26 protein-coding genes and 1 pseudogene are annotated in these 25,598 nt (G+C 61.1%); 15 read left to right on the top strand and 12 right to left on the bottom strand.

All coding sequences use genetic code 11. The features are described 5' to 3' along the window. Nucleotides 1–93: 93 nt before the first annotated feature. Nucleotides 94–1,407 carry an ATP-binding protein gene (locus tag PSH78_RS25135; protein ID WP_305497530.1) on the top strand — a complete coding sequence of 438 codons (1,314 nt, stop codon included), beginning with the start codon at nucleotides 94–96 and terminating at the stop codon, nucleotides 1,405–1,407. Nucleotides 1,408–1,537: 130 nt separating this feature from the next. Here PSH78_RS25135 and rimK read toward each other — a convergent pair whose 3' ends face one another. Then, nucleotides 1,538–2,443 carry a 30S ribosomal protein S6--L-glutamate ligase gene (gene rimK, locus PSH78_RS25130; RefSeq protein WP_003196697.1) on the bottom strand — a complete coding sequence of 302 codons (906 nt, stop codon included), beginning with the start codon at nucleotides 2,441–2,443 and terminating at the stop codon, nucleotides 1,538–1,540. After that, the gene (locus tag PSH78_RS25125; protein WP_305501394.1) at nucleotides 2,440–2,862 is read right to left on the bottom strand and encodes an ATP-dependent zinc protease; all 423 of its coding nucleotides are present in this window, start codon (nucleotides 2,860–2,862) and stop codon (nucleotides 2,440–2,442) included. The genes rimK and PSH78_RS25125 overlap by 4 nt, the downstream gene beginning before the upstream one ends. Nucleotides 2,863–3,157: 295 nt before the next feature. Here PSH78_RS25125 and PSH78_RS25120 point away from each other — a divergent pair, with 295 nt between their 5' ends. The 3 genes from PSH78_RS25120 (at nucleotide 3,158) to PSH78_RS25110 (ending at nucleotide 6,365) form a co-directional block, all read left to right on the top strand. After that, nucleotides 3,158–3,562, top strand: a complete 405-nt coding sequence (locus PSH78_RS25120) for an RNA-binding S4 domain-containing protein (protein ID WP_305497529.1) — start codon at nucleotides 3,158–3,160, stop codon at nucleotides 3,560–3,562. A gap of 177 nt (nucleotides 3,563–3,739) precedes the next feature. Further along, a complete protein-coding gene (hslO, locus tag PSH78_RS25115) occupies nucleotides 3,740–4,642 on the top strand; it encodes an Hsp33 family molecular chaperone HslO (protein ID WP_305497528.1) in 903 nt (300 codons plus the stop codon). 178 nt (nucleotides 4,643–4,820) lie between these two features. Then, nucleotides 4,821–6,365, top strand: a complete 1,545-nt coding sequence (locus PSH78_RS25110) for a phosphoenolpyruvate carboxykinase (protein ID WP_060739668.1) — start codon at nucleotides 4,821–4,823, stop codon at nucleotides 6,363–6,365. 55 nt (nucleotides 6,366–6,420) lie between these two features. On the opposite strand, the gene PSH78_RS25105 is transcribed toward PSH78_RS25110, so the two are convergent. Beyond that, complete coding sequence (locus PSH78_RS25105) at nucleotides 6,421–6,774, bottom strand: DUF1493 family protein (RefSeq protein ID WP_305497527.1); 354 nt, start codon at nucleotides 6,772–6,774, stop codon at nucleotides 6,421–6,423. Between the two features lie 178 nt (nucleotides 6,775–6,952). On the opposite strand from PSH78_RS25105, the pseudogene PSH78_RS25100 reads away from it, so the two are divergent. From PSH78_RS25100 to PSH78_RS25075, 7 genes and pseudogenes are all read left to right on the top strand, one after another. Next, nucleotides 6,953–7,396, top strand: a pseudogene (locus PSH78_RS25100) (hypothetical protein); the annotation flags it as partial. 89 nt (nucleotides 7,397–7,485) lie between these two features. Next, entirely contained in the window at nucleotides 7,486–7,581 is a 96-nt protein-coding gene (locus PSH78_RS26785; protein ID WP_370871143.1) for a colicin E3/pyocin S6 family cytotoxin, read from the top strand. After that, the gene (locus PSH78_RS25095) at nucleotides 7,578–7,811 is read left to right on the top strand and encodes a hypothetical protein (RefSeq protein WP_305497526.1); all 234 of its coding nucleotides are present in this window, start codon (nucleotides 7,578–7,580) and stop codon (nucleotides 7,809–7,811) included. Before PSH78_RS26785 ends, PSH78_RS25095 begins: the two co-directional genes overlap by 4 nt. Nucleotides 7,812–7,927: 116 nt before the next feature. Further along, a complete protein-coding gene (locus tag PSH78_RS25090; RefSeq protein WP_305497525.1) occupies nucleotides 7,928–8,179 on the top strand; it encodes a colicin E3-like toxin immunity protein in 252 nt (83 codons plus the stop codon). Nucleotides 8,180–8,223: 44 nt separating this feature from the next. Beyond that, on the top strand, nucleotides 8,224–8,451 hold the full coding sequence (locus tag PSH78_RS25085; protein ID WP_305497524.1) for a hypothetical protein: 228 nt from the start codon (nucleotides 8,224–8,226) through the stop codon (nucleotides 8,449–8,451). A 121-nt stretch (nucleotides 8,452–8,572) separates the two neighbouring features. Further along, complete coding sequence (locus PSH78_RS25080; protein ID WP_305497523.1) at nucleotides 8,573–9,799, top strand: 3-hydroxyacyl-CoA dehydrogenase; 1,227 nt, start codon at nucleotides 8,573–8,575, stop codon at nucleotides 9,797–9,799. A gap of 48 nt (nucleotides 9,800–9,847) precedes the next feature. Continuing rightward, nucleotides 9,848–10,267, top strand: a complete 420-nt coding sequence (locus PSH78_RS25075) for a thioesterase family protein (protein WP_305497522.1) — start codon at nucleotides 9,848–9,850, stop codon at nucleotides 10,265–10,267. An 83-nt stretch (nucleotides 10,268–10,350) separates the two neighbouring features. Here PSH78_RS25075 and PSH78_RS25070 read toward each other — a convergent pair whose 3' ends face one another. The 4 genes from PSH78_RS25070 to PSH78_RS25055 all read right to left on the bottom strand — a co-directional run bounded on the left by PSH78_RS25070 (nucleotide 10,351) and on the right by PSH78_RS25055 (nucleotide 15,235). Continuing rightward, on the bottom strand, nucleotides 10,351–10,833 hold the full coding sequence (locus tag PSH78_RS25070) for a glycine zipper domain-containing protein (protein WP_305497521.1): 483 nt from the start codon (nucleotides 10,831–10,833) through the stop codon (nucleotides 10,351–10,353). A 239-nt stretch (nucleotides 10,834–11,072) separates the two neighbouring features. Continuing rightward, entirely contained in the window at nucleotides 11,073–13,421 is a 2,349-nt protein-coding gene (locus PSH78_RS25065; RefSeq protein WP_305497520.1) for an FdhF/YdeP family oxidoreductase, read from the bottom strand. After that, nucleotides 13,418–14,257: a formate dehydrogenase accessory sulfurtransferase FdhD gene (gene fdhD, locus PSH78_RS25060; RefSeq protein ID WP_305497519.1), complete on the bottom strand. Its 840-nt coding sequence runs from the start codon at nucleotides 14,255–14,257 to the stop codon at nucleotides 13,418–13,420. Before fdhD ends, PSH78_RS25065 begins: the two co-directional genes overlap by 4 nt. Nucleotides 14,258–14,350: 93 nt before the next feature. Continuing rightward, nucleotides 14,351–15,235 (bottom strand): LysR family transcriptional regulator, encoded by an 885-nt coding sequence (locus PSH78_RS25055; RefSeq protein ID WP_305497518.1) that lies wholly within the window; start codon nucleotides 15,233–15,235, stop codon nucleotides 14,351–14,353. Nucleotides 15,236–15,371: 136 nt separating this feature from the next. On the opposite strand from PSH78_RS25055, the gene lysM reads away from it, so the two are divergent. Further along, the gene (gene lysM, locus PSH78_RS25050; RefSeq protein WP_305497517.1) at nucleotides 15,372–15,821 is read left to right on the top strand and encodes a peptidoglycan-binding protein LysM; all 450 of its coding nucleotides are present in this window, start codon (nucleotides 15,372–15,374) and stop codon (nucleotides 15,819–15,821) included. A 111-nt stretch (nucleotides 15,822–15,932) separates the two neighbouring features. Here lysM and yrfG read toward each other — a convergent pair whose 3' ends face one another. Next, nucleotides 15,933–16,595: a GMP/IMP nucleotidase gene (yrfG, locus tag PSH78_RS25045; RefSeq protein WP_305497516.1), complete on the bottom strand. Its 663-nt coding sequence runs from the start codon at nucleotides 16,593–16,595 to the stop codon at nucleotides 15,933–15,935. A gap of 89 nt (nucleotides 16,596–16,684) precedes the next feature. Here yrfG and nudE point away from each other — a divergent pair, with 89 nt between their 5' ends. Both nudE and cysQ read left to right on the top strand, forming a co-directional pair. After that, nucleotides 16,685–17,251 (top strand): ADP compounds hydrolase NudE, encoded by a 567-nt coding sequence (gene nudE, locus PSH78_RS25040; RefSeq protein WP_305497515.1) that lies wholly within the window; start codon nucleotides 16,685–16,687, stop codon nucleotides 17,249–17,251. Next, on the top strand, nucleotides 17,248–18,075 hold the full coding sequence (cysQ, locus tag PSH78_RS25035; protein WP_305497514.1) for a 3'(2'),5'-bisphosphate nucleotidase CysQ: 828 nt from the start codon (nucleotides 17,248–17,250) through the stop codon (nucleotides 18,073–18,075). Before nudE ends, cysQ begins: the two co-directional genes overlap by 4 nt. 144 nt (nucleotides 18,076–18,219) lie before the next feature. Here cysQ and PSH78_RS25030 read toward each other — a convergent pair whose 3' ends face one another. The 4 genes from PSH78_RS25030 to rfbC all read right to left on the bottom strand — a co-directional run bounded on the left by PSH78_RS25030 (nucleotide 18,220) and on the right by rfbC (nucleotide 22,514). Continuing rightward, entirely contained in the window at nucleotides 18,220–18,675 is a 456-nt protein-coding gene (locus PSH78_RS25030) for a YiiD C-terminal domain-containing protein (protein WP_305497513.1), read from the bottom strand. A gap of 35 nt (nucleotides 18,676–18,710) precedes the next feature. Further along, nucleotides 18,711–20,099 (bottom strand): sigma-54 dependent transcriptional regulator, encoded by a 1,389-nt coding sequence (locus PSH78_RS25025; RefSeq protein ID WP_305497512.1) that lies wholly within the window; start codon nucleotides 20,097–20,099, stop codon nucleotides 18,711–18,713. Continuing rightward, entirely contained in the window at nucleotides 20,096–21,904 is a 1,809-nt protein-coding gene (locus tag PSH78_RS25020; RefSeq protein ID WP_305497511.1) for an ATP-binding protein, read from the bottom strand. Before PSH78_RS25020 ends, PSH78_RS25025 begins: the two co-directional genes overlap by 4 nt. 61 nt (nucleotides 21,905–21,965) lie before the next feature. Next, complete coding sequence (gene rfbC / locus PSH78_RS25015; RefSeq protein ID WP_305497510.1) at nucleotides 21,966–22,514, bottom strand: dTDP-4-dehydrorhamnose 3,5-epimerase; 549 nt, start codon at nucleotides 22,512–22,514, stop codon at nucleotides 21,966–21,968. A gap of 150 nt (nucleotides 22,515–22,664) precedes the next feature. Here rfbC and PSH78_RS25010 point away from each other — a divergent pair, with 150 nt between their 5' ends. Next, nucleotides 22,665–25,577 carry an aminotransferase gene (locus tag PSH78_RS25010; protein WP_305497509.1) on the top strand — a complete coding sequence of 971 codons (2,913 nt, stop codon included), beginning with the start codon at nucleotides 22,665–22,667 and terminating at the stop codon, nucleotides 25,575–25,577. Nucleotides 25,578–25,598: the final 21 nt, after the last annotated feature.

Genomic DNA, 25,598 nt, shown 5'->3' with positions numbered 1-25,598 from the left:
CGCGCAGCCTGGCGGGTGAAAATCTTTCCAGGCGACTCGCGGTCCGTCATTGTGCGAGCATCGCTCGCTCCTGCAAGTATGTAGCGGTTACTCATGAAGACCCCCGTCTGGTTCCCCCAGAGCTTTTTCTCCCGCACCCTCTGGCTGGTGCTGATCGTCGTGCTGTTTTCCAAGGCGCTGACGCTGGTTTACCTGCTGATGAACGAAGACGTGCTGGTGGACCGCCAATACAGTCACGGCGTTGCCTTGACCCTGCGCGCCTATTGGGCAGCGGACGAAACCAATCGAGTCAAAATCGCCGAGGCGGCGACTTTGATCCGGGTGGTCGGCGCAGGTGTGCCTGAAGGTGAGCAGCATTGGCCATACAGCGAGATCTACCAGCGGCAGATGCAGGCCGAACTGGGCGCCGACACCGAAGTGCGGCTGCGCATGCATTCGCCGCCGGCCTTGTGGGTGCGTGCCCCGAGCCTTGGCGATGGGTGGCTGAAGGTTCCGCTGTACCCCCATCCGCTGCGGGGCCAGAAAATCTGGAACGTGCTGGGCTGGTTTCTGGCGATCGGCCTTTTGTCGACGGCTTCGGCGTGGATTTTCGTCAGCCAGCTCAACCAGCCACTCAAGCGCCTGGTCTATGCGGCCCGGCAACTGGGCCAGGGCCGCAGCGTGCGGTTGCCCATCAGCGATACGCCCAGCGAGATGACTGAGGTGTACCGCGCCTTCAACCAGATGGCCGAGGATGTCGAACAGGCCGGACGCGAACGTGAGCTGATGCTCGCCGGCGTCTCCCATGACTTGCGCACGCCGCTGACGCGGTTGCGGCTGTCGCTGGAACTGATGGGCGAGCACACCGACCTGACCGACGAAATGGTCCGCGATATCGAAGACATGGACGCGATTCTCGATCAGTTCCTGGCGTTCATTCGCGACGGTCGTGACGAATCGGTAGAGGAGGTGGACCTCAGCGAGCTGGTACGGGAGGTGGCTGCGCCCTATAACCAGAACGAAGAGAAGGTCCACTTGCGCCTGGAGCCCATCCAGCCGTTTCCGCTGCGCCGCGTGTCGATGAAGCGCCTGTTGAACAACCTGATCGGTAACGCCCTCAACCATGCCGGCACGGGCGTTGAAGTCGCCGCCTATGTTTCCGGCGACACCAGCGCGCCTTATGTCGTCCTGAGCGTCATGGACCGCGGCGCCGGCATCGACCCAGCGGAGCTGGAAGCCATTTTCAACCCGTTCACCCGCGGTGATCGGGCTCGGGGAGGGAAGGGCACCGGGCTGGGCCTGGCCATCGTCAAGCGCATCGCCTCGATGCATGGCGGCAACGTCGAATTGCGCAATCGGGCTGGCGGCGGGCTGGAGGCACGGGTGCGATTGCCGTTGGGCTTGATGCTGCCGCGGGATGCGGTGTAGCAATCTCTCCAGGTAAAACTGAGTACCTGTGGGAGCGAGCCTGCTCGCGATTGCGGTCAGTCAGCCGAGTTGATGCTGACTGATACACCGCATCGCGAGCAAGCTCGCTCCCACAGGGCTTTGTGTCGATTCAACCCTTGCCCTTGGTCCGGGTCATGTTCGGCCCGCCATTTTTTTCCAGGTGCTCGATGATGATCCCGGCCACGTTCTTGCTGGTGGTGGTCTCGATTCCTTCCAGGCCTGGCGAAGAATTGACCTCCATCACCAGCGGTCCGTGATTGGAGCGCAGGATATCCACGCCAGCCACCGCCAATCCCATGACCTTGGCCGCGCGCAGGGCAGTCATGCGTTCTTCCGGGGTGATCTTGATCAGGCTCGCGCTGCCACCGCGATGCAGGTTGGAGCGAAACTCACCGGGTTTGGCCTGGCGTTTCATCGAGGCGATCACTTTATCGCCGACCACGAAGCAACGAATGTCCGCGCCACCGGCTTCCTTGATGTATTCCTGGACCATGATGTTCTGCTTGAGGCCCATGAACGCCTCGATCACCGATTCCGCCGCGGTTGCGGTCTCGCACAGCACGACACCGATCCCCTGGGTGCCCTCTAGCACCTTGATCACCAGCGGCGCGCCGTTGACCATCGCGATCAGGTCGGGGATGTCATCGGGAGAGTGGGCGAAACCGGTTACCGGCAAGCCGATGCCGCGTCGGGAGAGCAATTGCAATGAGCGCAGCTTGTCTCGGGAGCGAGCGATAGCGACAGACTCATTGAGCGGGAACACCCCCATCATTTCGAACTGGCGCAGCACTGCGCAGCCATAAAAAGTCACCGATGCGCCGATACGCGGGATCACCGCATCAAAGCCTTCCAGCGGTTTGCCGCGGTAGTGGATCTGCGGCTTGTGGCTGGCGATGTTCATGTAGGCGCGCAGGGTATCGATCACCACCATTTCATGGCCACGTTCGGTCCCTGCTTCAACCAGGCGACGAGTGGAATACAGGCGCGGATTGCGCGACAGCACAGCGATCTTCATGCAACACCTGTGGCAGAGGTAGTGGACACCGGAAATACCGGTTTGTCTTGAACGTATTTGATGCCTGGATTGACGACCAACTGGCCGTCGATCAAGGCTTTTGAACCCAACAACAGGCGATACCGCATGGATTTACGACAGGCCAGGGTGAACTCCACCCGCCAGAACCGATCACCCAGCGCCAGCGTGGTGCTGATCACGTAGCGGACCTGGGCGTGGCCGTTGGAGCTCTTGATGGTCTTGCGCGCCACCAGCGGGGCTTCGCAGCGGCGGTGGCGCAGTTGCACCACCGTTCCCAGGTGAGCGGTGAAACGCACCCACTTCTCGCCGTCGCGCTCGAATGGCTCGATATCGGTGGCGTGCAGGCTGGAGGTGCTGGCGCCGGTGTCGATTTTTGCCCGCAGGCCTGCGACTCCCAGATCCGGGAGCGCCACCCATTCGCGCAGACCGACGACGGTCAGATGGTCAAAAGTCTTCAATAAAAACAACCTGAAATTGGCGCATCGGATAGCGGACTCCGCAATCGCGGTATTCACGCAGAATAATCACAAAATGGCGACAGTTATCTACGTACTTGTTTACAGGTGTAACCGATACCGGCGCATGCCAATGCAAGCGAGCGGTTCGGCGGGCATTCTATCCGTCGGAGCGGATTCGTGCGCCCGACAAAAACGGTAGTACAGTTCTGGCTATTGGTTGAAAAGAGGAATTGCAGTGGCACAAAAAAGCGAAGAGGACGACAAGGTCCGTCTCGATAAATGGTTGTGGGCGGCGCGATTCTATAAGACCCGTGCCCTGGCCAAGGCCGCCATCGAAAGCGGCAAGGTTCACCATCGCGGTGAACGTTGCAAGCCTGGCAAAGAGCCACGTATTGGCGACGAATACGTCATTCGCGCCGGGTTCGATGAAAAAACCGTGGTGGTCGAAGCCCTGTCGATTGTGCGGCGCGGCGCGCCAGAAGCGCAGACACTCTATCGCGAGACCGACGCCAGCATCGCCAAGCGCGAAGCCGCGGCCGCACAACGCAAGGCCGGGGCCCTGGGCGTCAGCACCGATGGCAAGCCGAGCAAGAAGCAGCGTCGCGACCTGTTCAGGTTTCATGGCAGCAATAGCGAATAAAACATCGGCGCACCGGTAACCCGTGGCGAGGGAGCAAGCTCCCTCGCCACGATGTGCCAGGCCTGCAAATCCAGATGAGCCCTTCCGGTCAGGCAAACCCTCACCTTGCTTGGAACCCACCCGGAATGCCCATAAAATGCCCGTCATCATTTGTCATCACCGCAGATACCAGACCCTATGACTGATTTACCGGATACCGACTTCACCCAGCGTTTCATCTTCGATGACAGCGACGCCCGTGGCGAGCTGGTGGCGTTGGAGCGTAGCTATGCCGAAGTCCTTGCCAAGCACCCCTATCCGGAGCCGGTCGCGCAACTGCTTGGCGAACTGATGGCGGCGGCAGCATTGCTGGTGGGCACCTTGAAGTTCGATGGCTTGCTGATTCTCCAGGCGCGCTCCGAAGGTCCAATCCCCTTGCTGATGATCGAATGCTCCAGCGAGCGCGAGATTCGTGGCCTGGCCCGGTACCACGCCGAGCAGATCGGCGCCGACGCGACACTGGCCGACATGATGCCCAACGGCGTGCTGGCCCTGACGGTCGATCCGAGTCATGGCAAGCGTTATCAGGGCATTGTCGATCTTGACGGCGCGACGCTGGCCGAATGCTTCACCAATTACTTCGTCATGTCCCAGCAGACCAACACCCGCTTCTGGCTGTACGCCGACGGGCGGCGCGCCCGTGGCCTGCTGTTGCAGCAATTGCCCGCCGATCGCATTCGCGATTCGGAAGAGCGTGACGCCAGCTGGCAGCACGTCACCGCTCTGGCCAGCACCTTGAGCGCCGACGAGTTGCTGGGCCTGGACAACGAAACCATCTTGCATCGCCTCTATCACGAAGAGCAGGTGCGCCTGTTCGAGGGTCAGCCGTTGCGCTTCCAATGCAGTTGCTCCCGTGAACGATCCGGCAATGCGCTGGTCAGTCTGGGTCTGGAAGATGCGCAGCAACTGGTGATCGAGCATGGCGGCGCCATCGAGATCGATTGCCAGTTTTGCAATGAGCGCTACCTGTTCGACGCGGCGGACATCGCACAATTGTTCGCCGGTGCGGGTGTCGACACACCGTCAGATACTCGTCACTAAAACGGTTCAGCGCAGGTAAATCTCCTGGCAAACGCCGGATTTACGCCGTACTGACGGGAGGGCCCTACTCTTTTTGGGCTTTTCTGGCATAATCCGGCCCACTTTTTTCGGGTAGTAGTGCGCGACTTCCTACTACAAAACGTTTGGAGCACTCGGCCACGGGCCGACGGGGAATCTCATGACGCAAGCCAATAACGCCGTGTATACCGATCTGAGTGTCGATGATCTGGTCAAAGAAGCCCTGAATCGCGGTGAAGGCGAGCTTGCCGATACTGGCGCGCTGGTTGTTCGTACCGGTCATCGTACCGGTCGCTCGCCAGTCGACCGTTTCATCGTGGAAGAGCCGACTACCCAGGACGCCATCGCCTGGGGCCCGATCAACCGCAAGTTCCCGGCCGACAAGTTCGATGCCCTGTGGAACCGCGTCGAGGCCTACCTGGGTGAGCGCGAGCGTTTTGTTTCCCACGTGCATGTAGGTTCCGATCCTGCGCACTACCTGCCGGTCAAGATGACCACCGAGACGGCCTGGCACAACCTGTTCGGTCGTTGCCTGTTCATCAATCCCGAGCAGTACAACGCCGGCGGCAAGGACGAGTGGCAGATCCTCAACGCGCCGAACTTCGTCTGCGAGCCTGAGCGCGACGGCACCAATTCCGACGGCACCGTGATCATCAACTTTGCGGCCAAGAAAGTGCTGATCGCTGGCATGCGCTACGCCGGCGAAATGAAAAAAGCCCTGTTCTCCGTACAGAACTTCTTGCTCCCAGCGGTCGACGTGCTGCCGATGCACTGCGCCGCCAACATGGGCGAAGAAGGCGACGTGACCTTGTTCTTCGGTCTGTCGGGCACTGGCAAGACCACCCTGTCCGCCGACGAAAGCCGTTACCTGATCGGTGACGACGAGCACGGCTGGGGCGTGGGTGTGGTCTTCAACATCGAAGGCGGCTGCTACGCCAAGTGCATCGACCTGTCCGAGAAGAACGAGCCGGTCATCTGGAAAGCCATCCAGCACGGCGCCGTCCTGGAAAACGTGGTCCTGGACCCGGTCACCAAGAAAGCCGACTACGCCGACGACAGCCTGACCCAGAACAGCCGCGCTGCCTATCCGCGTGAGCTGATCGAAAAACGCGCGCCGAAAAACCTCGGGGGCGAGCCAAACGCCGTGATCTTCCTGACCTGCGACCTGACTGGCGTGCTGCCACCGGTGTCGATCCTCAGCGAAGAGCAAGCCGCCTACCACTTCCTGTCCGGCTACACCGCACTGGTGGGTTCGACTGAAATGGGCTCGGGCAGCGGCATCAAGTCGACCTTCTCCACCTGCTTCGGCGCGCCGTTCTTCCCACGTCCGGCCGGTGAATATGCAGAGCTGCTGATCAAGCGTATCCGTGGTTTCGGCTCCAAGGTCTACCTGGTCAACACCGGCTGGACCGGCGGCGGCTACGGCGTCGGCAAGCGCTTCAACATCCCGACCACCCGTGCGGTGATCGCGGCCATCCAGAGCGGCGCGCTGATAGGTGCTGAAACCGAACACCTGGATATCATCAACCTGGACGTGCCGCTGGCTGTCCCAGGCGTCGAGACCGGCCTGCTGAACCCGCGCAACACCTGGGCCGACAAGGCTGCCTACGACGAAGCCGCCAAGGCATTGGCCGGTCTGTTCACCGAGAACTTCAAGAAGTTCGACGTGAGCGATGCGATCAAGGCGGCGGGTCCGCAGCTGTAAGGCTTGGTGATTGAATGAGAAAGCCGCCCTTTGAGGGTGGCTTTTTTGTGGGCGACTATTTTTCCTCCAACTCCCGCGTGTCCCATCGTTGCGCCTTGATCGCCTTGTAGAGCATGCCGATCGTCAGCGGCAGCTTGTTTCCCCGGCCCTTGGCCCTGCGCTTTTGAAATACATCAAAGCCTTCCGGTTGGAAGTAGCGATAGGCGTCGTAGTCGACAAAGTCGATGACGAACCGCTCCTCCAACGCTTCCATCAGGTGCCTGGCATCCGCGCCATCGCAGCCAAGATCGAAATTGACCGCAGTGTCCAGGCGAATGGTCTTGCGTTCCGGCAGGCCGAGTTCTTCGTGGAGCAATTCCATGAGCTGGCGCATGGCGAGATCGTCGGGAAAGTCTGGGGCGAGATGCATGTTGGAGAGTCCGAGGGACAGGTGAGCAGGGCGTGTCAGACCCGGAAAGTTTAGTGCATTAAAAAAGGGAAAGATCCCACTGCGGTTTCGGAAACGTCCTGTACGCGCTGCTTTTTGCTGCCGGGTAAGGTTCGTCGCGCCCTGTCAGTGAGGCAGCGGCGCCCGACAAGGACGAAGCATGACGAAAGGAAAAGCCGGTATCCCGCAGGTCTGGGAGCTTCGCGGTGGCGACAGAGGCTACAGGGTCCTGCGGGACATGACCTCTGCCGAACTGGCGAAAAGAGACGCCGACCTCAAGGCTTACAAAGACATGCTCGCCCGGCAGGAAGCGTATATGAGCCAGCGCCAGGCCCAGGTACGTGAAAGGAAGGTACCGGACATCAAGGGCTGCGTGTTTGCCAAGTCCTGCGATCTGCGCTGCGATCATCGACTACCACAATCCAACCGGCTACATCCCGACGGAAATGCTGAGCGCCTATGGCGCATTTACATTGTTGGGCGGTCGGGAGGGGCTGGGGTTTCGCCAATCTACGTCGTACTTAGTGTTTCTAGAGACCACAAGTATCATAAAGCTCCGGAGGTGATTGCTTTTCCAGATGCCGTACGCACTGATCGTAAAACTCGGGTCAAGGGTGGAGGCGCCCTGAGGAAACGCTGGAAACCCTTAAAGGAGTTATTTTTGAATGGGACTCTCAACACGGAACAGTCGAGATGTATAACAAACGTGGGCAACATCTTGGCGAATACAGCCCGACCACCGGAGAGCAAACTAAACCCGCAGACAAAACCAGGAGCGTCGAGCCATGATTTACATGATTGAAGTCTTTGATAAGGAAACCGGCTTTCTGAAATTTGAGGAAAAAATACCAGAAGGTCAGGCAGAACGTACCAAGCTAATTATGGGGTGGACTAACGAGCAGGAGGGCTGGGAGGGCTATAACCTTACGAGGTCGCAGCTAACCGAGTTCGAAGAAATATTGGGAAAGGAGATTTACCATCCTAGCTGCATTTATCAAATTACATGTAATGACTATTGATACAGCTCCATAGGGAATGCTTGAAGGCTCTTCGTTGGGGCACGACCCTGGATACTTGGTGTCGTCTCGTGAAAAGCCAGAACGCTCTTACGCTGCATGAATTTATGTGAGGGTTCATGGGGTTACAAATACGACTCAGGTGGTTTGATAAAACATCTCAACTATTGATTGGGAAAGAATATTCAAAGGATTTTGCGGATGATTCATCGGTTATGGATGATCTTGATATCCCTTTGGAAAAAAATATCAACAACGGAAACTTTGATGTGAATGCCGACTGGGTTGAAGTCCTCCAACCACATTTTCGACATGCCTTGGATCTGTCGAAGCATGACTATCAGATATCTTTTGATTATCAGAACGCTTGATGGCCTCTGACCAAACAGGTGGATAAAACGAGGGAGGCAGAATCATGAGTTTTGCTGTGTTGGGATTTTATCCGGACAAGGACGAATTGGTAATTGAGCAGAGCATCAGCCTGTCGGTAGAGGACTTGGCGCCCGTGATGGAATGGAAGAGCAGCATCGATCATATCGGCGCGGATTTCAGGCTTTCAGCGAAACAAATTCTTGAAATCCAGCGCTTGGCGTCGCTGGCCTTACGTGAAGATCTTGATCTGTACCTGACATCAGACGAATAACCCGTACCCTGTGAGCTGCATCCATCCGCTGAATGCCCTTCATCACACGAATAAATTTCAAAAATATCCGCCGGCTGACTAAGGTGAACGCTGTCTTTGGGTCACCAACAAGAGAGCAGACATGAGCCAGACATCCTTTGATATCCAGCGCGCCGCGGTGGTCGGGGCGGGCACCATGGGGCGAGGCATCGTGATGTGCCTGGCCAATGCCGGCGTTACGGTGCAGTGGGTCGACAATAATCCGCAAATGCTTGAGCAGGCGCTGGCGGCGGTGGCCGACACCTATGCCCATAACGTGCGCCAGGGACGTATTGACCAAGGCGAAGCCGATGCGCGCATCGCCCGAATAGCTCGGGCGGACGACTACGCGGCAATCCGCAACGCGGATCTGGTCATCGAAGCGGTCTACGAGAACCTGGAACTCAAGCAGAAGATCTTTCGCGAGCTGGACGGCATGCTCAAGCCCGAGGCAATCCTGGCAAGCAACACCTCGGCGCTGGACATCGATGCGATTGCCGCCGCCACGCGCAGGCCGACCCAGGTGCTGGGCCTGCATTTCTTCAGCCCGGCGCACATCATGAAACTGCTCGAAATCGTTCGTGGCGCGCAAACCTCCAGGCCGGCGCTGGATGCCGCCCTGGCGCTGGGCAAGCGCATGGGCAAGGTGAGCGTGGTTTCGGGCAATTGCCACGGGTTTATCGGCAACCGGATGCTTCATCCCTATGTGCTGGAGGCGCGCAAGATGCTGCTGGAGGGAGCGTTTCCCCATCAGGTCGATGCCGCGCTGCAAGGTTTCGGCTTTGCCATGGGGCCGTTCCGCATGTATGACGTGGTTGGGATCGACCTGGAATGGCGCGCGCGCGAGTTGGCGGGTAAAGGTCAGGATGCGCCCGAAGTACAAGTGGACAACCGCCTGTGCGAGATGGGGCGGTTCGGCCAGAAGAGTGGTAACGGGTACTACCACTATGAGCCGGGCAGCCGCCAGGCCGAGCAGGATGTGGAGGTCGATGCGCTGGTGCTGCGGGTCAGTGAGGAGCTGGGTTTTCAGCGCCGCGAAATAGCTGCCGAGGAGATTCTGGAGCGCTGCTTGCTCGCATTGGTCAACGAAGGTGCGAAGATCCTCCAGGAGGGCATTGCCGAGTCTTCCCGCGACATCGACCTGGTTTATCTCAATGGCTATGGCTTTCCGGCGGACAAGGGCGGCCCGATGGCCTGGGCGGATCAGCAGGGCCTCGAAGACATCCACGCACGGTTGCTGGAGCTCGAGACGAAGCAGGGGGACCAATGGAAGCCTGCCCGTCTGATTGGCGAGCTGGCTGCGCAAGGCAAGAGCTTCTCGCAGCGGTAGTATCTGCACCCTGCACAACGCCTCAGATAGCCAGACCAAGGACAAGTGATGCCCCAACGCGCCGAGTATCCGCATTTCCAGCCAGTGACTACACGCTGGCATGACAACGATGTGTACGGTCACGTCAATAACGTCACCTACTACAGCTTTTTCGATACAGCGGTGAATACCTATCTGATCGAGACCGGTGGCCTGGATATCCATGACGGGGAGGTGGTGGGCTTCGTCGTGAGTTCAGCCTGCGATTATTTTGCCTCGATCGCTTTCCCGGACCGGATCGAAATCGGTCTGCGAGTCGGGAAGCTGGGCAACAGTTCGGTGCAATATGAGCTGGCGGTGTTCAAGGCGGGCGAGGACGAGGCCTGTGCGGCGGGGCGTTTCGTGCATGTGTTCGTAGATCGCACGTCGAATCGGCCAGTGACGATTCCGGCTCAGCTACGCGGGGCGTTGGAGCGGTTGGTGGCCTGAAAACGAAAATCGCAGCCTTCGGTCAGTCTCTGCGAGAAGGGCCGAAGGCTGCGATCATTCAACGGTCTGGATCAAGCCAGCCGTCAATCATCGTGATAGCGATGTTTGTGCTTATGCTTGCGATGGCCGTAGGCATGGCCGCGACCCGGATGGCCGTCACGGTAGTAGCGGCGATCACCACGGCGACCTTCATAACGGTCGTCATCGTCGTCCTTGCCCATGTAGTTACCCAGTGCGCCACCGGCGCCACCGCCCGCTGCGGCACCGATCAGGCTACCCGTGCTGCCGCCCACGCTGCGGCCAACCACGTTGCCGCCGGCTGCGCCCAGTGCGCCGCCGATAGCCGCTTCGCCGCGGCTGCGTTTATCGGCACCGACCGCACTGCCACCTGCGCCGCCCAGGGCCGCGCCGATAGTGGAACCGGTGTTGCCGCCCAGGGACTGGCCGACGACCGAACCCAAAACCCCGCCCAATGCGCCGCCTACACCTGCTTCGGCGGTACCGCCGGCAGATGCGACGCCACTGATCAGGCCAAGGGACAACAAGAGAATGGAGGAGAACTTCATAGAGGAGCCTCAAAGGGATGACGGCGCGATCCTGAGGCTGGCTTCGCTTGGTTACAATCGAAATCCGACGAGTAACACGACTTGTGCACAATTCTCTAAGTTGCTGTTTTTTGGGCGGAACTTAACGTTATTTCGCCGGTCTTTAGCTACTTCGGACAGGCCGTTTTTTTTGAAAAACGGCCTTTTTTGTGCCCGTTGGAAAAGTGCCCGAGGGGCCAGAAGCGCCCCTCGGAATTGCTTCAGGCCGACTTGGCCATGATCAACCCGTTCTCGCTTGCGGCTTCCAGGCGGATAGCCACGAACTTCGAGGTCGGGGTGTGGCTGCCGTCGCCGGTACTTTCCAGCGGCACCAGCGGGTTCACTTCAGGGTAGTAGGCGGCAGCCTGTCCGGCCGGGATATCAAAGGCCAGCAGGGTAAAGCCCTTGACCCGGCGCTCGCGGCCATCATCCCAGAGCGAGACGATGTCTGCCTTCTGCCCTGGCTTGAAGCCCAGGCGGATGATGTCCGCTTCGTTGACGAACAACACGTCACGTTGGCCCTTCACGCCACGATAGCGATCATCGAGGCCATAGATCGTGGTGTTGTACTGGTCATGCGAGCGCATGGATTGCAGGATCAGGTCCGGCAACTGGCCTGTAGCCCGGGTGCGTTCGTGGATCAGGTCGGTCGGCAACAGGTTGGGCTTGAAGTTGGCGCGGCCTGAAGGCGTATTCCAGCGACGTGCCCCTGCGCTGTTACCCAGGTAGAAGCCGCCGGGGTTCTTGAGTTTTTCGTTGAAATCCTTGAAGCCTGGGATGGTCTCGGCGATCAGGTCGCGGATGCGGCTGTAATCGGCCACCAGCCAGTTCCAATCCACCGGGCGGCTGCCCAGGGTGGCGGCGGCGATGCCGGCAATGATCCACGGCTCGGAGCGCATCTGGTCAGACAGTGGCTGCAATTGGCCGTTCGAGGCGTGGACCATGCTGAAGGAGTCTTCCACCGTCACCGCCTGCGGGCCATCGGCTTGCAGGTCAATGTCAGTCCGGCCCAGGCATGGCAGGATCAACGCTTCCTTGCCATGGGCCAGGTGGCTGCGGTTGAGCTTGGTGCTGATCTGTACCGTCAGGTCGCAATTGCCCAGGGCCTCGAAGGTCCGGTGGCTGTCTGGCGTAGCCTGGGCGAAGTTGCCGCCCAGAGCGATGAACACCTTGGCCCGACCCTCGGCCATGGCGTGGATCGCCTCGACCACGTTGTGGCCGTTTTCACGCGGCACCTTGAACTGAAAACGCCGTTCCAGAGCGTCGAGGAATGCAACGGGCGGGCGCTCGTTGATTCCCATGGTCCGGTCGCCCTGCACGTTGCTGTGGCCGCGCACCGGGCACAGGCCTGCGCCTGGCTTGCCAATGTTGCCGCGCAGCATCATCAGGTTGGCGATTTCCTGGATCGTCGCCACCGAATGACGGTGTTGGGTGATACCCATCGCCCAGCACATGATCACGTTCTTGGCCTTGGCGTACATGCGCGCCGCTTGTTCGATTTCGGCGAGCGTCAACCCGGATTGCTCGGCGATCTGTTCCCACGGGGTGTCGTCGACCACCGCCAGGTAATCCAGGACGTTGGCGCTGTGCTCGTTGAGGAACGCGTGATCGAATACCGCAGGGGCGCCGTTGTTCTGTGCGTCACGTTCCCATTGCAGCAGGAACTTCGCCATGCCCCGCAGCACGGCCATGTCGCCGCCCAGGGCTGGGCGGAAATACGCGGTGTTGGTGGGTTTGTCGCCGTTGGTGAGCATTTCCAGCGGGTGTTGCGGATGCTGGAAGCGCTCCAGGCCACGCTCTTTCAGCGGGTTGATACACACCACCTGGGCGCCGCGCTTCACGGCTTCGCGCAGCGGTTCGAGCATCCGCGGATGGTTGGTGCCGGGGTTCTGGCCCCAGACGAAAATCGCGTCGGCATGCTCGAAGTCGTCAAAGGTTACCGTGCCTTTGCCCACCCCGACACTTTGGGACAGGGCCACGCCGCTGGCCTCATGGCACATGTTCGAGCAGTCGGGGAAATTGTTGGTGCCATAGGCGCGCACGAACAGCTGGTACAAATAAGCCGCTTCATTGCTCGCGCGGCCCGAGGTGTAGAACTCGGCCTGGCTCGGGCTGGAAAGCCCTTGCAGGTGCTTGCCGATCATCGCGAACGCGGCTTCCCAACTGATGGGCTTGTAGCGGTCGGTTTGCGCGTCGTAGCTCATCGGCTCCGTCAGGCGGCCCTGGTATTCGAGCCAGTAGTCGCTCTGCTCCAGCAACGAGGTCACGCTGTGCTTGGCGAAGAAAGCCGCGTCGACACGACGCTTGGTCGCTTCCCAGTTCACCGCCTTGGCGCCGTTCTCGCAGAACTTGACCATGCCGCTTTCCGGCGAGTCACCCCAGGCGCAGCCAGGGCAGTCGAAACCGCCGTTCTGGTTGGTCTTGAGCATCATGCGGATGTTTTTCAGCGCGTTATCGCTGGTCAGCCAGGCCTGGGCGACGCTGATCAGCGCGCCCCAACCACCGGCCGGGCCCTTGTAAGGCTTGTAGCGCGGTGTGGGTTTCTGGTTGGCTTGTTGATGATTGCTCACGCTTGATTCTCCATCGCAGGGCTGTAGACCCGCGGCGCACTTTTTTGCGGCAGGTGGATGAGGTTGAGGTTGTGTTGGCGAGCCCACTGCACGGCGAGGCCCGTAGGCGACGACAGGCTGACCAGCGTCTGGATGCCCGCACGCAATACTTTTTGAATCAATTCGAGGCTGCAACGGCTGGTGACGATCGCCAGGCCTCCGGCTATCGGGATCTGCTGCCGGATCAGCGCACCGATCAATTTGTCGAGGGCGTTGTGGCGACCAATGTCTTCGCGGCCCAGCAGCAGTTCACCCTGGTCATTCATGAACAGCGCCGCGTGTACCGCGCCGCAGTGCTGGCCCAGGGGTTGGAACTGGCCGATGCGCTGGCGCAGGCCGTCGAGCCATTGCGCCGGTGGCAGCGGTGCGCCCGGCAGCATCTTGAGGTTGGGCAGCGCCTGTTCCACCGCCTCCACCCCGCACAGCCCGCAACCGCTGGTGCCGGCCAGTTGCCGACGTTGTTGCTTGAGGTTCCAGAAGGCGCGGTTGGCAATGGTGACCTGGGCATATTGCGCGGAACCGGCCCCGCTCAGTTGCAGGTCATAGATATCCGCCGGGTCTTCGATGATGCCGCTGCCGAGGCTGAAGCCGACGATAAAATCTTCCAGGTCAGTGGGCGTGACCAACATTACCGCTTGGCTGATGCCGTTATAGGCAATCGCCAACGCCACTTCCTCGGCCAGCGCGGCGCTGTCCGATTGCGAGTGGTCCAGGTTGCAGTAGCGATAGCTCTGGCTGGCGGCTGGCTTGGAGGCTTCCAAGGCAGGCGCAGGACAGACCGGAGGCTTGTCGTTCATGGGCATCACTGAGAGTAGGAATAGTCCTAAGACTAAATGCGGCAATCTGCCACGTCTAATCGCTATTACTGATCCTTCAATAGATGACGTCGATCAAGGAATGGTTACTGATTGCTGATAAAGGGCAAAACAGGCCTCTGCCAATGCCGAGCGTGGGGCACCGCGCCGCATGATCAGCCCCAGCGGGACCAGCGTCTGGGCGCTGTCGATGGGCTGGATTCGCAGGTCTTCGGTGAGCTTCAGCCCGCTTTCCAGCGGTACCACGGCGCAACACAGTCCGCCGTGCACAGCTTGTAACAATTGGTGCACCGCGTCGGTTTGCAGCAGCGGTTGGGGGGTCAGCCCCCGACTGTGGAAGTGATGATCGATGGATTGGCGAAAATGCATGCCGCTGGTGAGCATGCCCAGGGGTAGCTCCACCAGCGCTTCCCAGCTCAGCGGTTCTTCGCCAAAAAAGAAAAAACGTTGGTCGTATAGCAGGCCCATGCGGGTATGGGCGAAGGGCAGGGCTTCGAAACGCTCGTTGTCCAGACGTTCCAGGTAGGAAATGCCCAGGTCGATCCGGTTGTTTGCCAATTGTTCGAGAATGCGTTCAGAGCTCAGGGATGACAATTCGAAACGCAGGCTGGGATGGTCGGTGTGCAGGCGCTGCATCATCGCCAGCGGGTCGAAATCCGACAGTGGAACCACGCCCAGGCGCAGCGTGCCCACCAGGTTGCCACGACAGGCCGCCGCTTCGGCCTGTAGTCCATCGTAGGCCGCCAACACCGTGCGCGCCCAGGCCAGCACTCGCTCACCCGGTGCGGTAAAACCCTCGAAGCGCTGGCCGCGATTGACCAGTGGCAAACCCAGCTCCTCCTCCAGGCTGCGCAGGCGCATCGACAAGGTGGGCTGGGTGATGTGACAGCGGGCGGCAGCCTGGCCGAAGTGGCGGGTTTCTTCGAGCGCGATAAGAAATTTCAGCTGCTTGATGTCCATCTTCGCTCCTGGGCGCGGGAAGATTCGGATTCTAGCGCCTTGACGGTGGCGAGGTCATTGGTCGGCTGGGAAACGGGGTCGGTTGGCTTGGTCTAGTCTTTTGCGTCTGGACACCTGAACCCATGGAGTGAATACGATGAGCCTTTTCAGTTTCTTGAAAGATGCCGGTGAAAAAATCCTCGATGCGCTGACGCCCGACAAGGCCGAAGCCAACAGCGAAGCGTTGACCAAGCATGTACAGGAGGCCCTGACAGGGATCGATACTTCAAAAATTCAGGTCAAGGTCGAAGGTGAGAAAGTCATCGCCACGGGTGAAGCCGCAACTCAGGAAGAGAAGGAAAAGATTCTCCTGGCGCTGGGCAACGTGGCCGGTATCAGCGGTGTCGATGACCAGATCACCGTGACCGGCCCGGTCGCGACGCAGGCCAAATTCGTCACCGTGGAAGAAGGCGACACCTTGAGCGCCATTTCCAAGCGGGTTTATGGCGACCCGAACAAGTACAACAAGATTTTCGAAGCCAACAAACCGATGCTCAAGCACCCGGACAAGATCTACCCAGGGCAGTCACTGCGTATCCCTGAATAGGATTTGAGCCCGGCGGTGTCTTTATCGCGAGCAGGCTCGCTCCCACAGAGATTACCGGTTCGCCGCGAGCCAAGGTGGGAGCGAGCCTGCTCGCGATGAGGACTGTGCGGTTCAAAGCCCGGCAATCAAATCCCGATAATCTCTGACGGCATCGAACTCCCCCGTATCCTTCGGCCCCTTGCGACTGTCCGGCTCGCTGACCGCCAGTAAATGTGCGATGCCAAAATCCCGGGCGCTGCGCAATACCGGCAGGGTATCGTCGATGAACAGGCTGCGGGCCGGGTCGAAGTCCAGGTCGGCTTGCAGGGCGTCCCAGAATTGCGGGCTTTCCTTGGGAAAACCGTAGTCGTGGGAGCTGATCAAACGCTCGAAATACGGAGCCAGTTCGATGCGTTCCAGCTTCAGGGACAACGAGTCGCGGTGGGCGTTGGTGATCATCACGACCCGTTTGCCGGCTTGCTGGATGGCTGCCAGAAACGTATCGGCGTCCGGGCGCAGGGCGATCAGGTGGGCGGTTTCCAGCTTCAGTTCGCGCACCGGCAGCTTCAGCTCGGCACTCCAGAAATCCAGGCAGTACCACTGCAACTGGCCGGCGTTGCGCTCGAACAGCGGCTGCAGTTCCATCTCCGCCATGGCCCGGCTGACGCCATGCAGTTCGGCATAGCGCTGGGGCAGGTGCTCCAGCCAGAAGTGATTGTCGTAATGCAGGTCCAGCAGGGTGCCGTCCATGTCCAGCAGAACCGTATCGATCTCGTGCCAGGGCAACAACGCCATAAAAACTTCTCCAGCGGTAATCAGATATCCGACGCAAACAATCAGGATAGGCCGGGTATAGTAGCCTGCTATCGCCCAGGGAGCCGTTTATGCGCCAGACACCCACCATACTCGACCGACGGATCGTCGCCACCAGCCGCCTGTTTTGCGTGGAAGAACTGAAACTGCGTTTTTCCAACGGTGTGGAACGCACCTACGAACGCCTGGCGGGCAAGGGCGCAGGTTACGGTGCGGTGATGATCGTGGCGATGCTCGACGCCGACCATGCGGTGCTGGTGGAAGAGTATTGCGGCGGTACCGAGGCCTACGAATGGTCCCTGCCCAAGGGCCTGATCGAGCCGGGTGAAGATGTGCTGGCGGCGGCCGAGCGCGAGCTCAAGGAGGAAGCCGGTTTTGGCGCCCGTCAACTGGAACACCTGACCGAGTTGTCATTGTCTCCCGGCTACATGAGTCAGAAGATCCAGGTGGTGCTTGCGACCGATCTGTACGAAGAGCGTCTGGAAGGCGACGAGCCCGAGCCGATGCGTGTGGACAAGGTCAACCTGGGCGAGCTGTCGGCCCTGGCGCAGAACCCTCAATTCACCGAGGGCCGGGCGTTGGCGGCGCTGTACCTGGCCCGCGATCTGCTGACTCAGCGCGGAGCCTACCTGCCATGAATTTTCCGCATCCCCTGATGGCCCCGGTTATCGAGCTCGCGCTCACGGCTGGCGACGCGATCCTGCCCTTCTGGCGGGCCGATGTGGAGGTCGTGCGCAAGGCCGACGAATCGCCGGTGACGGCCGCGGACATGGCAGCTCACCATGTGATCGTGGCCGGGCTCAAAGCCCTGGCGCCGGATATCCCGATCCTTTCCGAAGAGGATGCCGATATTGCGCAAAGCGTCCGCGCCGGCTGGCAGCGCTGGTGGCTGGTGGATCCGCTGGACGGCACCAAGGAATTCATTTCCGGCAGTGAGGAATTTACCGTCAATATCGCCCTGATCGAGGACGGACGAGTGGTGTTTGGTGTGGTGTCGATGCCCACCAACGGTCGTTATTATGCCGGCGGTGCGGGCCTGGGTGCCTGGCGCGGCGACAGGGATGCCGAGCCTGCGGCCATCGCGGTGCGTAACGTGCTGGCGCCCGGTGAAACCTTTACGGTGGTCGCGAGCCGCCGTCATACCAGCCCGGAGCAGGAACGCCTGTTGGCCGGTTTGAGCGAAAGCCTGGGGGCGCTGCAATTGACCAGTATCGGCAGTTCGCTGAAGTTCTGCCTGGTGGCCGAAGGTGCGGCGGATTGCTACCCGCGTCTGGCGCCGACGTCGCAGTGGGACACCGCCGCTGCCCAGGGCGTGCTGGAGGGCGCGGGTGGCGAGGTACTCGACCTGCAGGGCCAGCCGTTCTGCTATCCGGCACGGGAGTCGTTGTTGAATACGTCTTTCCTGGCGCTTCCGGCGAAAGCGCCGTGGCGTGGGAAGTTGCTGGAGCTGGCTCGTTCTTAAAATCTGATCTTTTAGCCAGGAGCTTTTGTGGCGAGGGAGCTTGCTCCCGCTGGGCCGGTCCGACGCTTCGGGCGAAGCGGCCCCAAAGCGTCTGCTGCGCAGCCGAGCGGGAGCAAGCTCCCTCGCCACGGGTCTATGCGCCAATCAGCGATGCAGCACGTACTGCCCTTCAAACTGCACCGCCACGTCCTCGTTGTCCACATTCACCACGTGCGTCTGCAAGGCCAGCCTTGCCCGTCCGTAGCGACGATAAGTGGCCAGGAAACGCGTCCAGGTCTTTTCATCGGGCGCCTCACAGATGACGGTCGCGTCGCGGGTAACCGGTAGCGGATAACTGATCTGCCCTTCCTGGATCACGATGTGCCCGTCTTCTATGCCTTCCTCGCGCAGCGCCAGGTGCAGCCAGCCCCAGCCACCGAGCACGGCGCCGCAATACAGGCTGCCGCCGAACATGGTGCTCTTGTGGTTGACGTTGGCTGCGATCGGCAGGAATAAGCGTAGCTGCCGGGCTTGCCAGCCGAGCACCTTCAGGCCCATGTCCTGCGTCAGCGGGATATCCCGGTGCAGGATCGTTTCCAGGTAGCGGCTGTCGCGGTTCATGCAGACCCTCTTGGCTGAAAGTGAAAGGGTGGAGCTCAATCCGACTCTTCGGTCGGGCCATGGCTGCTGTCGCCGAAGTTCAGCCCGTGTTTGCGCAACTTGTCGTGCAGCGTCTTGCGCGGAATGCCCAAGGCTTCGGCGAGGCTGCGTACGGAGCTGTGGGAGCGGGCCAGTTCGGCAGCGATCAGGGCTTTTTCAAAGTTCTCCACCTGCTCGCTCAGGCCGCCGCTGACCACATCCACCGCAGCGAGGCCGCTGTCCGGCGCGCTGTTGTCCAGCGCCAGTTCCAGGCCCAGGGCAAAACGTTCGGCGGCGTTCTGCAATTCGCGCACGTTACCCGGCCAGCTGTGGCGCAACAGCAGCGCCCGATGGGGCGGCTGTAGTTCGTGCGGCGGCAGGCCATGGCGGGTGCTGGCTTCGTTGGCAAAGTGCTGGAACAGCATCAGCACATCTTCGCCGCGTTCGCGCAACGGCGGAATACGCAGCGGCGCGACGTTCAGGCGGTAATACAGGTCGGCGCGAAAACGGCCCTGATCGGCGGCCTGGCGCAGGTCTTCCTTGGTGGCGGCGATGACGCGGATATCCAGCGGGATCTGTTGGTTGCCCCCCAGCCGTTCCACTACGCGCTCTTGCAGCAGGCGCAGCAGTTTGACCTGGACGTCCAGGCTCATGCTTTCGATTTCATCGAGGAACAATGTGCCCCCATTGGCGAATTCGAACTTGCCGATACGGCGTTTTTGCGCGCCGGTGAAGGCGCCGGGCTCGTGGCCGAACAGTTCGCTTTCCACCACTGACTCAGCCAGGGCGCCGGCGTTGATCGCCACGAACGGCCCGTTGCGCCGGCTTGAGAGGTCGTGCAGTGCGCGAGCGACCACTTCCTTGCCGGCCCCGGTTTCACCGAGGATCAACACGTCCGCGCGGGTCGCCGCCAAGGCGCCGATCTGCTCGCGCAAGCGCAGCATGGGCGTCGATTGGCCAACCAGGCGGGCGCTGAGTTCATGCCGGTCACTAAGGGCCAGGCGCAGGCTGCGGTTGTCCAGAACCAGGCGACGCAAGGCCAGGGCTCGGCGAACGCTGTCGAGCAGATGATCGCTGGCGAAGGGCTTCTCCAGAAAGTCATAGGCCCCGGCGCGCATTGCCTGGACCGCCAGCGGAACATCGCCGTGGCCGGTGATCAACAGGACCGGCAGCTCCGGATCCTGGGCGTGCAGCTGGTTCAGCAGTTCAAGGCCGTCCATGCCGGGCATGCGAATGTCGCTGACAACCACGCCGGGCCAGTCTCGCGGCAATTGCCCCGCCAGGCCATTGGCCTCGCCCAGGGGCAGGATCTTCAGGCCGGCCAGGTCGAGGGTCTGGCTCAAGGCCTGACGCAGGTGGGGATCGTCGTCGATCAGCACCACCTCAATCTGGTTATCGATGGTCATACACTACGGTCCTCGGACGGTTGCAGGCTCACCCCGGGCGCGCCCGCGCGCAGCTTCAGGGTAATCAGGGCGCCACCTTCCTTGTGATTGGCGAACAACAGCTCGCCGCCGAAGGCGCGCATCAGGGTGTCGCAAATCGCCAGCCCCAGGCCAAGGCCCTGGGTGCGGGTCTTGGTGGTATAAAAAGGCTCGCCGGCCCGGCCCAGGGCTTCCATGCAGAACCCCGGGCCGTTATCGCGTATGTACAGGTTGACGCCGGTTTCCGTTGCCTGGGCACTGAGCCAGAGTCTGCGCGGCGGGCCCTTTTCGGTCAGGGCATCAAGAGCGTTTGCCAGCAGGTTGCCCAGCACCTGGCGCAAGCGTGTTTCGCCGGCCTCGACCCACAAGGTGGCGGCCGGCAGGTCACGGATCAGTTCCACTTCCATGCTGCGCCGACGTTTGGCGAGCAGCGCCAAGGCATCGTCCAGCGCCGGTTGCAGGGCGACGCTTTCCGGCGCGTGACGGTCGCGGCGGGCAAAAGCGCGCAAATGGGCGATGATCGAGGCCATGCGCCCGGTCAGTTCGCTGATCAGCTTGAGATTGCCCCGGGCGTCGTCGGTGCGCTGATGGTCGAGCAGGATTCCGGCGTTTTCCGCGTAGCTTCGAATGGCCGCCAGCGGCTGGTTGAGTTCATGGCTGATGCTCGCCGACATGGTGCCAAGGGCCGACAGCTTGCCGGCCTGCACCAGGTCGTCCTGGGCGCGGACCAGCTCCTGCTGGGCCTGCTCGCGCTCCAGCACTTCCTGGCGCAGGCGCCGGTTGAGGCCTTCCAGGTCACTGGTGCGTTCCGCCACCCGACCTTCCAGCTCATGCCGGGCCTTGGCTTCGAAGGCGATCCGTTCCAGGTAATGGCGCCGGCGCTGCATCATCAACCCGAGCAGCAACATCAAGACCAGCAACGCCGCGCCACCAATGACCACCACCGTGCGCACCGGACGATCGATCAGCGTTCGCGGGGCCAGGATGCTCACGTTCCAGCCAGTCTCTTCGATGACCTGGGTCTGGGGCAGCCAGGCATTGGCGTCCAGATGAAGCGGCTTCGGATCGCGGGTCGGGTAGGGTTGGACCGCACTGATTGCCTTGCTCTCTTCGGCGCTCAAAGGGCGGGTTGCGCGAAACCGCCATTCCTGGCGTGAAGTCAGAATGACCACGCCATTATGGTCGGTCACCAGCAATTGCTCAGGGGTCTTGCCCCACAGGCTTTCGGTGTGGTCCAGGTCGACCTTGACCACCAGTACGCCAATGACTTTTTCGCGATCACGTACGGCGGCGGCGAAGAAATAACCGCGCTTGCCCGACGTGGTGCCCAGGCCGAAGAAGCGGCCAAGACGCCCGGCCATGGCTTCGATGTAGTACGGGCGGAAAGCAAAATTGCGCCCGACGAAACTGTCGTGCTTGTCCCAGTTCGATGCCGCCAGGGTCTTGCCAGTGGCGTCCATCAAGTACATGACTTCAGCACCAGTCTGAGCGCTGATGTTCTTCAGCAATCGATTGGCATTGCCCTGGGTAACGCCATCATCTGGCGCCGACAGGACTGCGCGCAGGGGCGGCAGCTCGCCAAGAATCTGCGGCAGCACTTCATAGCGGTGCAGGGTGCCCAACAGGTTGGCGACGTAGAGATCGAGCGTCTGGCGATTCTGCCCGGCCAGCTCGCTGCGGTAGTAACGCTCCGCCAGGTGCTCCAGCGGCCACAGCAAAGGCGCCAGGCACAGGGCCAGCAGTGCCAGGCTGCGCCAACGGGGTCTGCGGGGGAGAGTGGAATTCATGAGCATGATGCGCCTGTGGGGACAGGCGCATTATGCCTAGGACGCACGCCAGCGTCTTCGATCAGGCGAAGACGTCGGCATGCTCCAGGGTCGAAGCCGCCAGGTCCTTGCCGGACAGTTGCGGCTGGATATCCCCCAACTGCCAGTCGATGTCTAGCGCAGGGTCGTTCCACAGCAGGCTGCGTTCGGATGTCGGGTCGTAGTAGTTGGTGGTCTTGTAGAGGAATTCCGCGAATTCACTCAGGACCACAAAGCCGTGGGCGAACCCTGGTGGCACCCAGAGTTGACGGTGATTGTCGGCGCTGAGGCGTACCGCAACCCATTTGCCGAAATTCGGCGAACTGCGGCGGATGTCCACGGCCACATCGAGCACTTCACCGGCGGTGACACGTACGAGTTTGCCCTGGGTGTTCTGCAATTGATAATGCAGGCCACGCAATACGCCTTTCTGCGAGCGGGAATGATTGTCCTGCACGAATTGAGTGTCGATGCCGGTCGCGTCCCTGAATGCCTTGGCGTTGAAGCTTTCATAAAAAAAACCGCGCTCGTCACCAAATACCTTGGGTTCGATGATCAGGACACCGGGCAGGTCGGTGGCGATTACATTCATTGGGTGTCTCCATGAGATGGCAGAAGCAAGGATGCCCATTCTTGCCCAAAGCAGCGAGCTGCGCGAGCCCCGAGTCGAAGAGGGGGTTGCTTATCCATCGACTCGGTGGCGAGATAGGCATCCAGACAAAACCACCTCAGGGGTCGTTGTATGCCACTCGCCACGTTGGTTCACCGTGCCAGTTTGCCAAGCCCACAGATCAGCGCCGAACAGGCACTGGTACTGCTGCGCTCGAATTACGGACTCAGCGGTGACCTGCGACCCCTTGGCAGTCATCAGGACCTCAACTACCGCGTCGACAGCGAACGCGGGCGGTTCGTGCTGAAAATCTGCCACGGCGACTACGCCGTCCAGGAACTCCAGGCCCAACATGCCGCCCTCAAGCAGTTGGCCGGGCATGGAGCGGTGAAGGTGCCACGGGTGATCGAGGCCGCCAATGGCCAGGATCTGCTGACCCTTGAAGTCGACGGCCAAGCGATACACATGCGCCTGCTGGAATACATCGACGGCCAGTCCCTCACTCAGCTCAAGCACCTCACGCCTGACCTGGTGACTGGGCTGGGCCGCCTGTGCGCCGACATGGACCTGGCCCTGGCCACGTTCGACCACCCGGGCCTGGAGCGAACCCTGCAATGGGACGCGCGCCACGCGCCAGCCTTGATCGAACACCTGTTGCCTGTCATCGACGATGACCAACGGCGCCAGTTGATCGCCGAGGTCGCACAGCAGGCCGAACAGCGCTTGCAGCCGCTCAAGGCGAGCCTGCCGATGCAGGCGATCCACATGGACATCACCGATGACAACGTGGTCTGGCAACGCGATGCGCAGCGCCAATGGCAACTGCAGGGCGTCATCGATTTCGGCGACCTGATTCGCACCTGGCGTGTCACCGATCTGTCGGTCACCTGCGCGGCGCTGTTGCATCATGCCGATGCAGATCCGTTTTTCATCCTGCCGGCGATCAAGGCCTATCACGCGGTCAATCCATTGCAGCGCGAAGAGCTCCAGGCGCTTTGGCCGTTGATCGTGGCCCGCGCCGCTGTGCTGGTACTCAGCGGTGAGCAACAAGTCGCTGTCGATCCGGATAATCAATATGCCCGCGACAACCTCAAGCATGAATGGGAAATCTTCGACGTCGCCCATTCCGTGCCGCTTGAGTTGATGGAAGCGGCGATCCTGGCCGCCGTGGGCCATAGCCTGCCGCCCCTTGCCAACGAGGGTTTCGCGCCGCTGTTGCCGACTTTGGTGGGGCGTGACTTCGCCCTTATCGACCTGGGTGTGCTCAGCCCGCATTTCGAGGCGGGCAATTGGGAGCAGCCGGGGATCGATCAGCGCCTGCTGAGCGAAGCCGCCGCCGTGCATGGATTGGCGGCCAGCCGTTACGGGCAGTATCGGTTGTCCCGCACCCGGCCGGACAGTGCCGAAGAGCCCGATACTTATCCGCTCCATGTCGAACTGCACATTCCTCACGGTACGCCGCTGGAGTCACCCTTCGCCGGGGTGTTGCACAGCGATGCTGACGGCTTGCTGCGGCTCGATGGCCCGAAACTGAGCGTGCGTTTGTGGGGCGTTTCCTCGTCGCTGCAACCCGGGGCCGCGCTGGCAAAGGGGCAGGTAGTGGGCGAGGTGGCTGGGCCATTGCTGGTCCAGCTGTGCCGGGGCGCGCATCTGGCCCCGCCATTGTTCTGCACACCGTCCCGGGCGCAGGCCTGGCAAGCGCTCTGCCCATCACCTGCGGTGCTGTTGGGGCTGGCTTGCGATGCCGAGCCGGAAATCGATCCGCAGGCGCTGCTGGCCCGTCGCGATGCCAGTTTTGCCCGCTCGCAGAAGCACTACTACGTCGACCCGCCGCGCATCGAGCGTGGCTGGCGCAACCACCTGATCGACATGCAGGGCCGCTCGTACCTCGACATGCTCAACAATGTCGCAGTGCTGGGCCATGGTCATCCGCGCATGGCGGCGGTCGCGGCCAGGCAGTGGTCGCTGCTTAATACCAACTCGCGTTTCCACTACGCGGCGATCGCCGAATTTTCCGAACGCCTGCTGGCGCTGGCGCCGTCGAACATGGACCGGGTGTTCCTGGTCAACAGCGGCACCGAAGCCAACGACCTGGCGATCCGCCTGGCCTGGGCCTACAGCGGCGGGCGCGACATGCTCAGCGTGCTGGAGGCCTATCACGGCTGGTCGGTGGCGGCCGATGCGGTCTCGACGTCCATCGCCGACAATCCCCAGGCCCTCAGCAGCCGTCCGGACTGGGTGCACCCGGTGACGGCGCCGAACACCTATCGTGGTGAATTCCGCGGTGTCGAAAGTGCGCCGGACTACGTGCGCAGCGTCGAGCACAACCTGGCAAAAATCGCCGAACAGAAACGTCAGCTCGCCGGCTTCATCTGCGAGCCGGTATATGGCAATGCCGGCGGCATCGCGCTGCCACCGGGGTACCTGAAACAGGTCTACGCCTTGGTGCGCGAGCGCGGTGGTGTCTGTATCGCCGACGAGGTGCAAGTCGGCTACGGGCGCATGGGCGAGTTTTTCTGGGGCTTCGAGGAGCAAGGCGTGGTGCCGGACATCATCACCATGGCCAAGGGCATGGGCAACGGCCAGCCGCTGGGAGCCGTCATCACCCGCCGGGAAATCGCCGAGGCGCTGGAAGCCGAGGGATATTTTTTCTCTTCCGCCGGCGGCAGTCCGGTCAGTTGCCAGATCGGCATGGCCGTGCTGGACGTCATGGAGGAAGAAAACCTGTGGGAAAACGCCCGGGTCGTTGGCGGCCATTTCAAGGCCCGCCTGGAAGCGCTGATCGACCAGTATCCATTGGTCGGCGCGGTGCATGGCTCCGGGTTCTACCTGGGCGTGGAGCTGATCCGCAATCGCGACACCCTCGAACCGGCCACCGAGGAAACCACCGCGCTGTGCAATCGCTTGCGGGAATTGGGCATCTTCATGCAGCCGACTGGTGATTACTTGAACATCCTCAAGATCAAGCCACCGATGGTCACCAGTCGCCAGAGCGTGGACTTCTTCGTCGACATGCTGGCGAAAGCGCTGGAGGAGGGGTTGTAGTCTCCCTGGCATGCCTAACGG

The organism is Pseudomonas sp. FP198 (assembly GCF_030687895.1).
Classification (GTDB): domain Bacteria; phylum Pseudomonadota; class Gammaproteobacteria; order Pseudomonadales; family Pseudomonadaceae; genus Aquipseudomonas.
The sequence above is the reverse complement of the archived record's forward strand: the minus strand, read 5'-3'. Positions and strand labels throughout refer to the sequence as shown.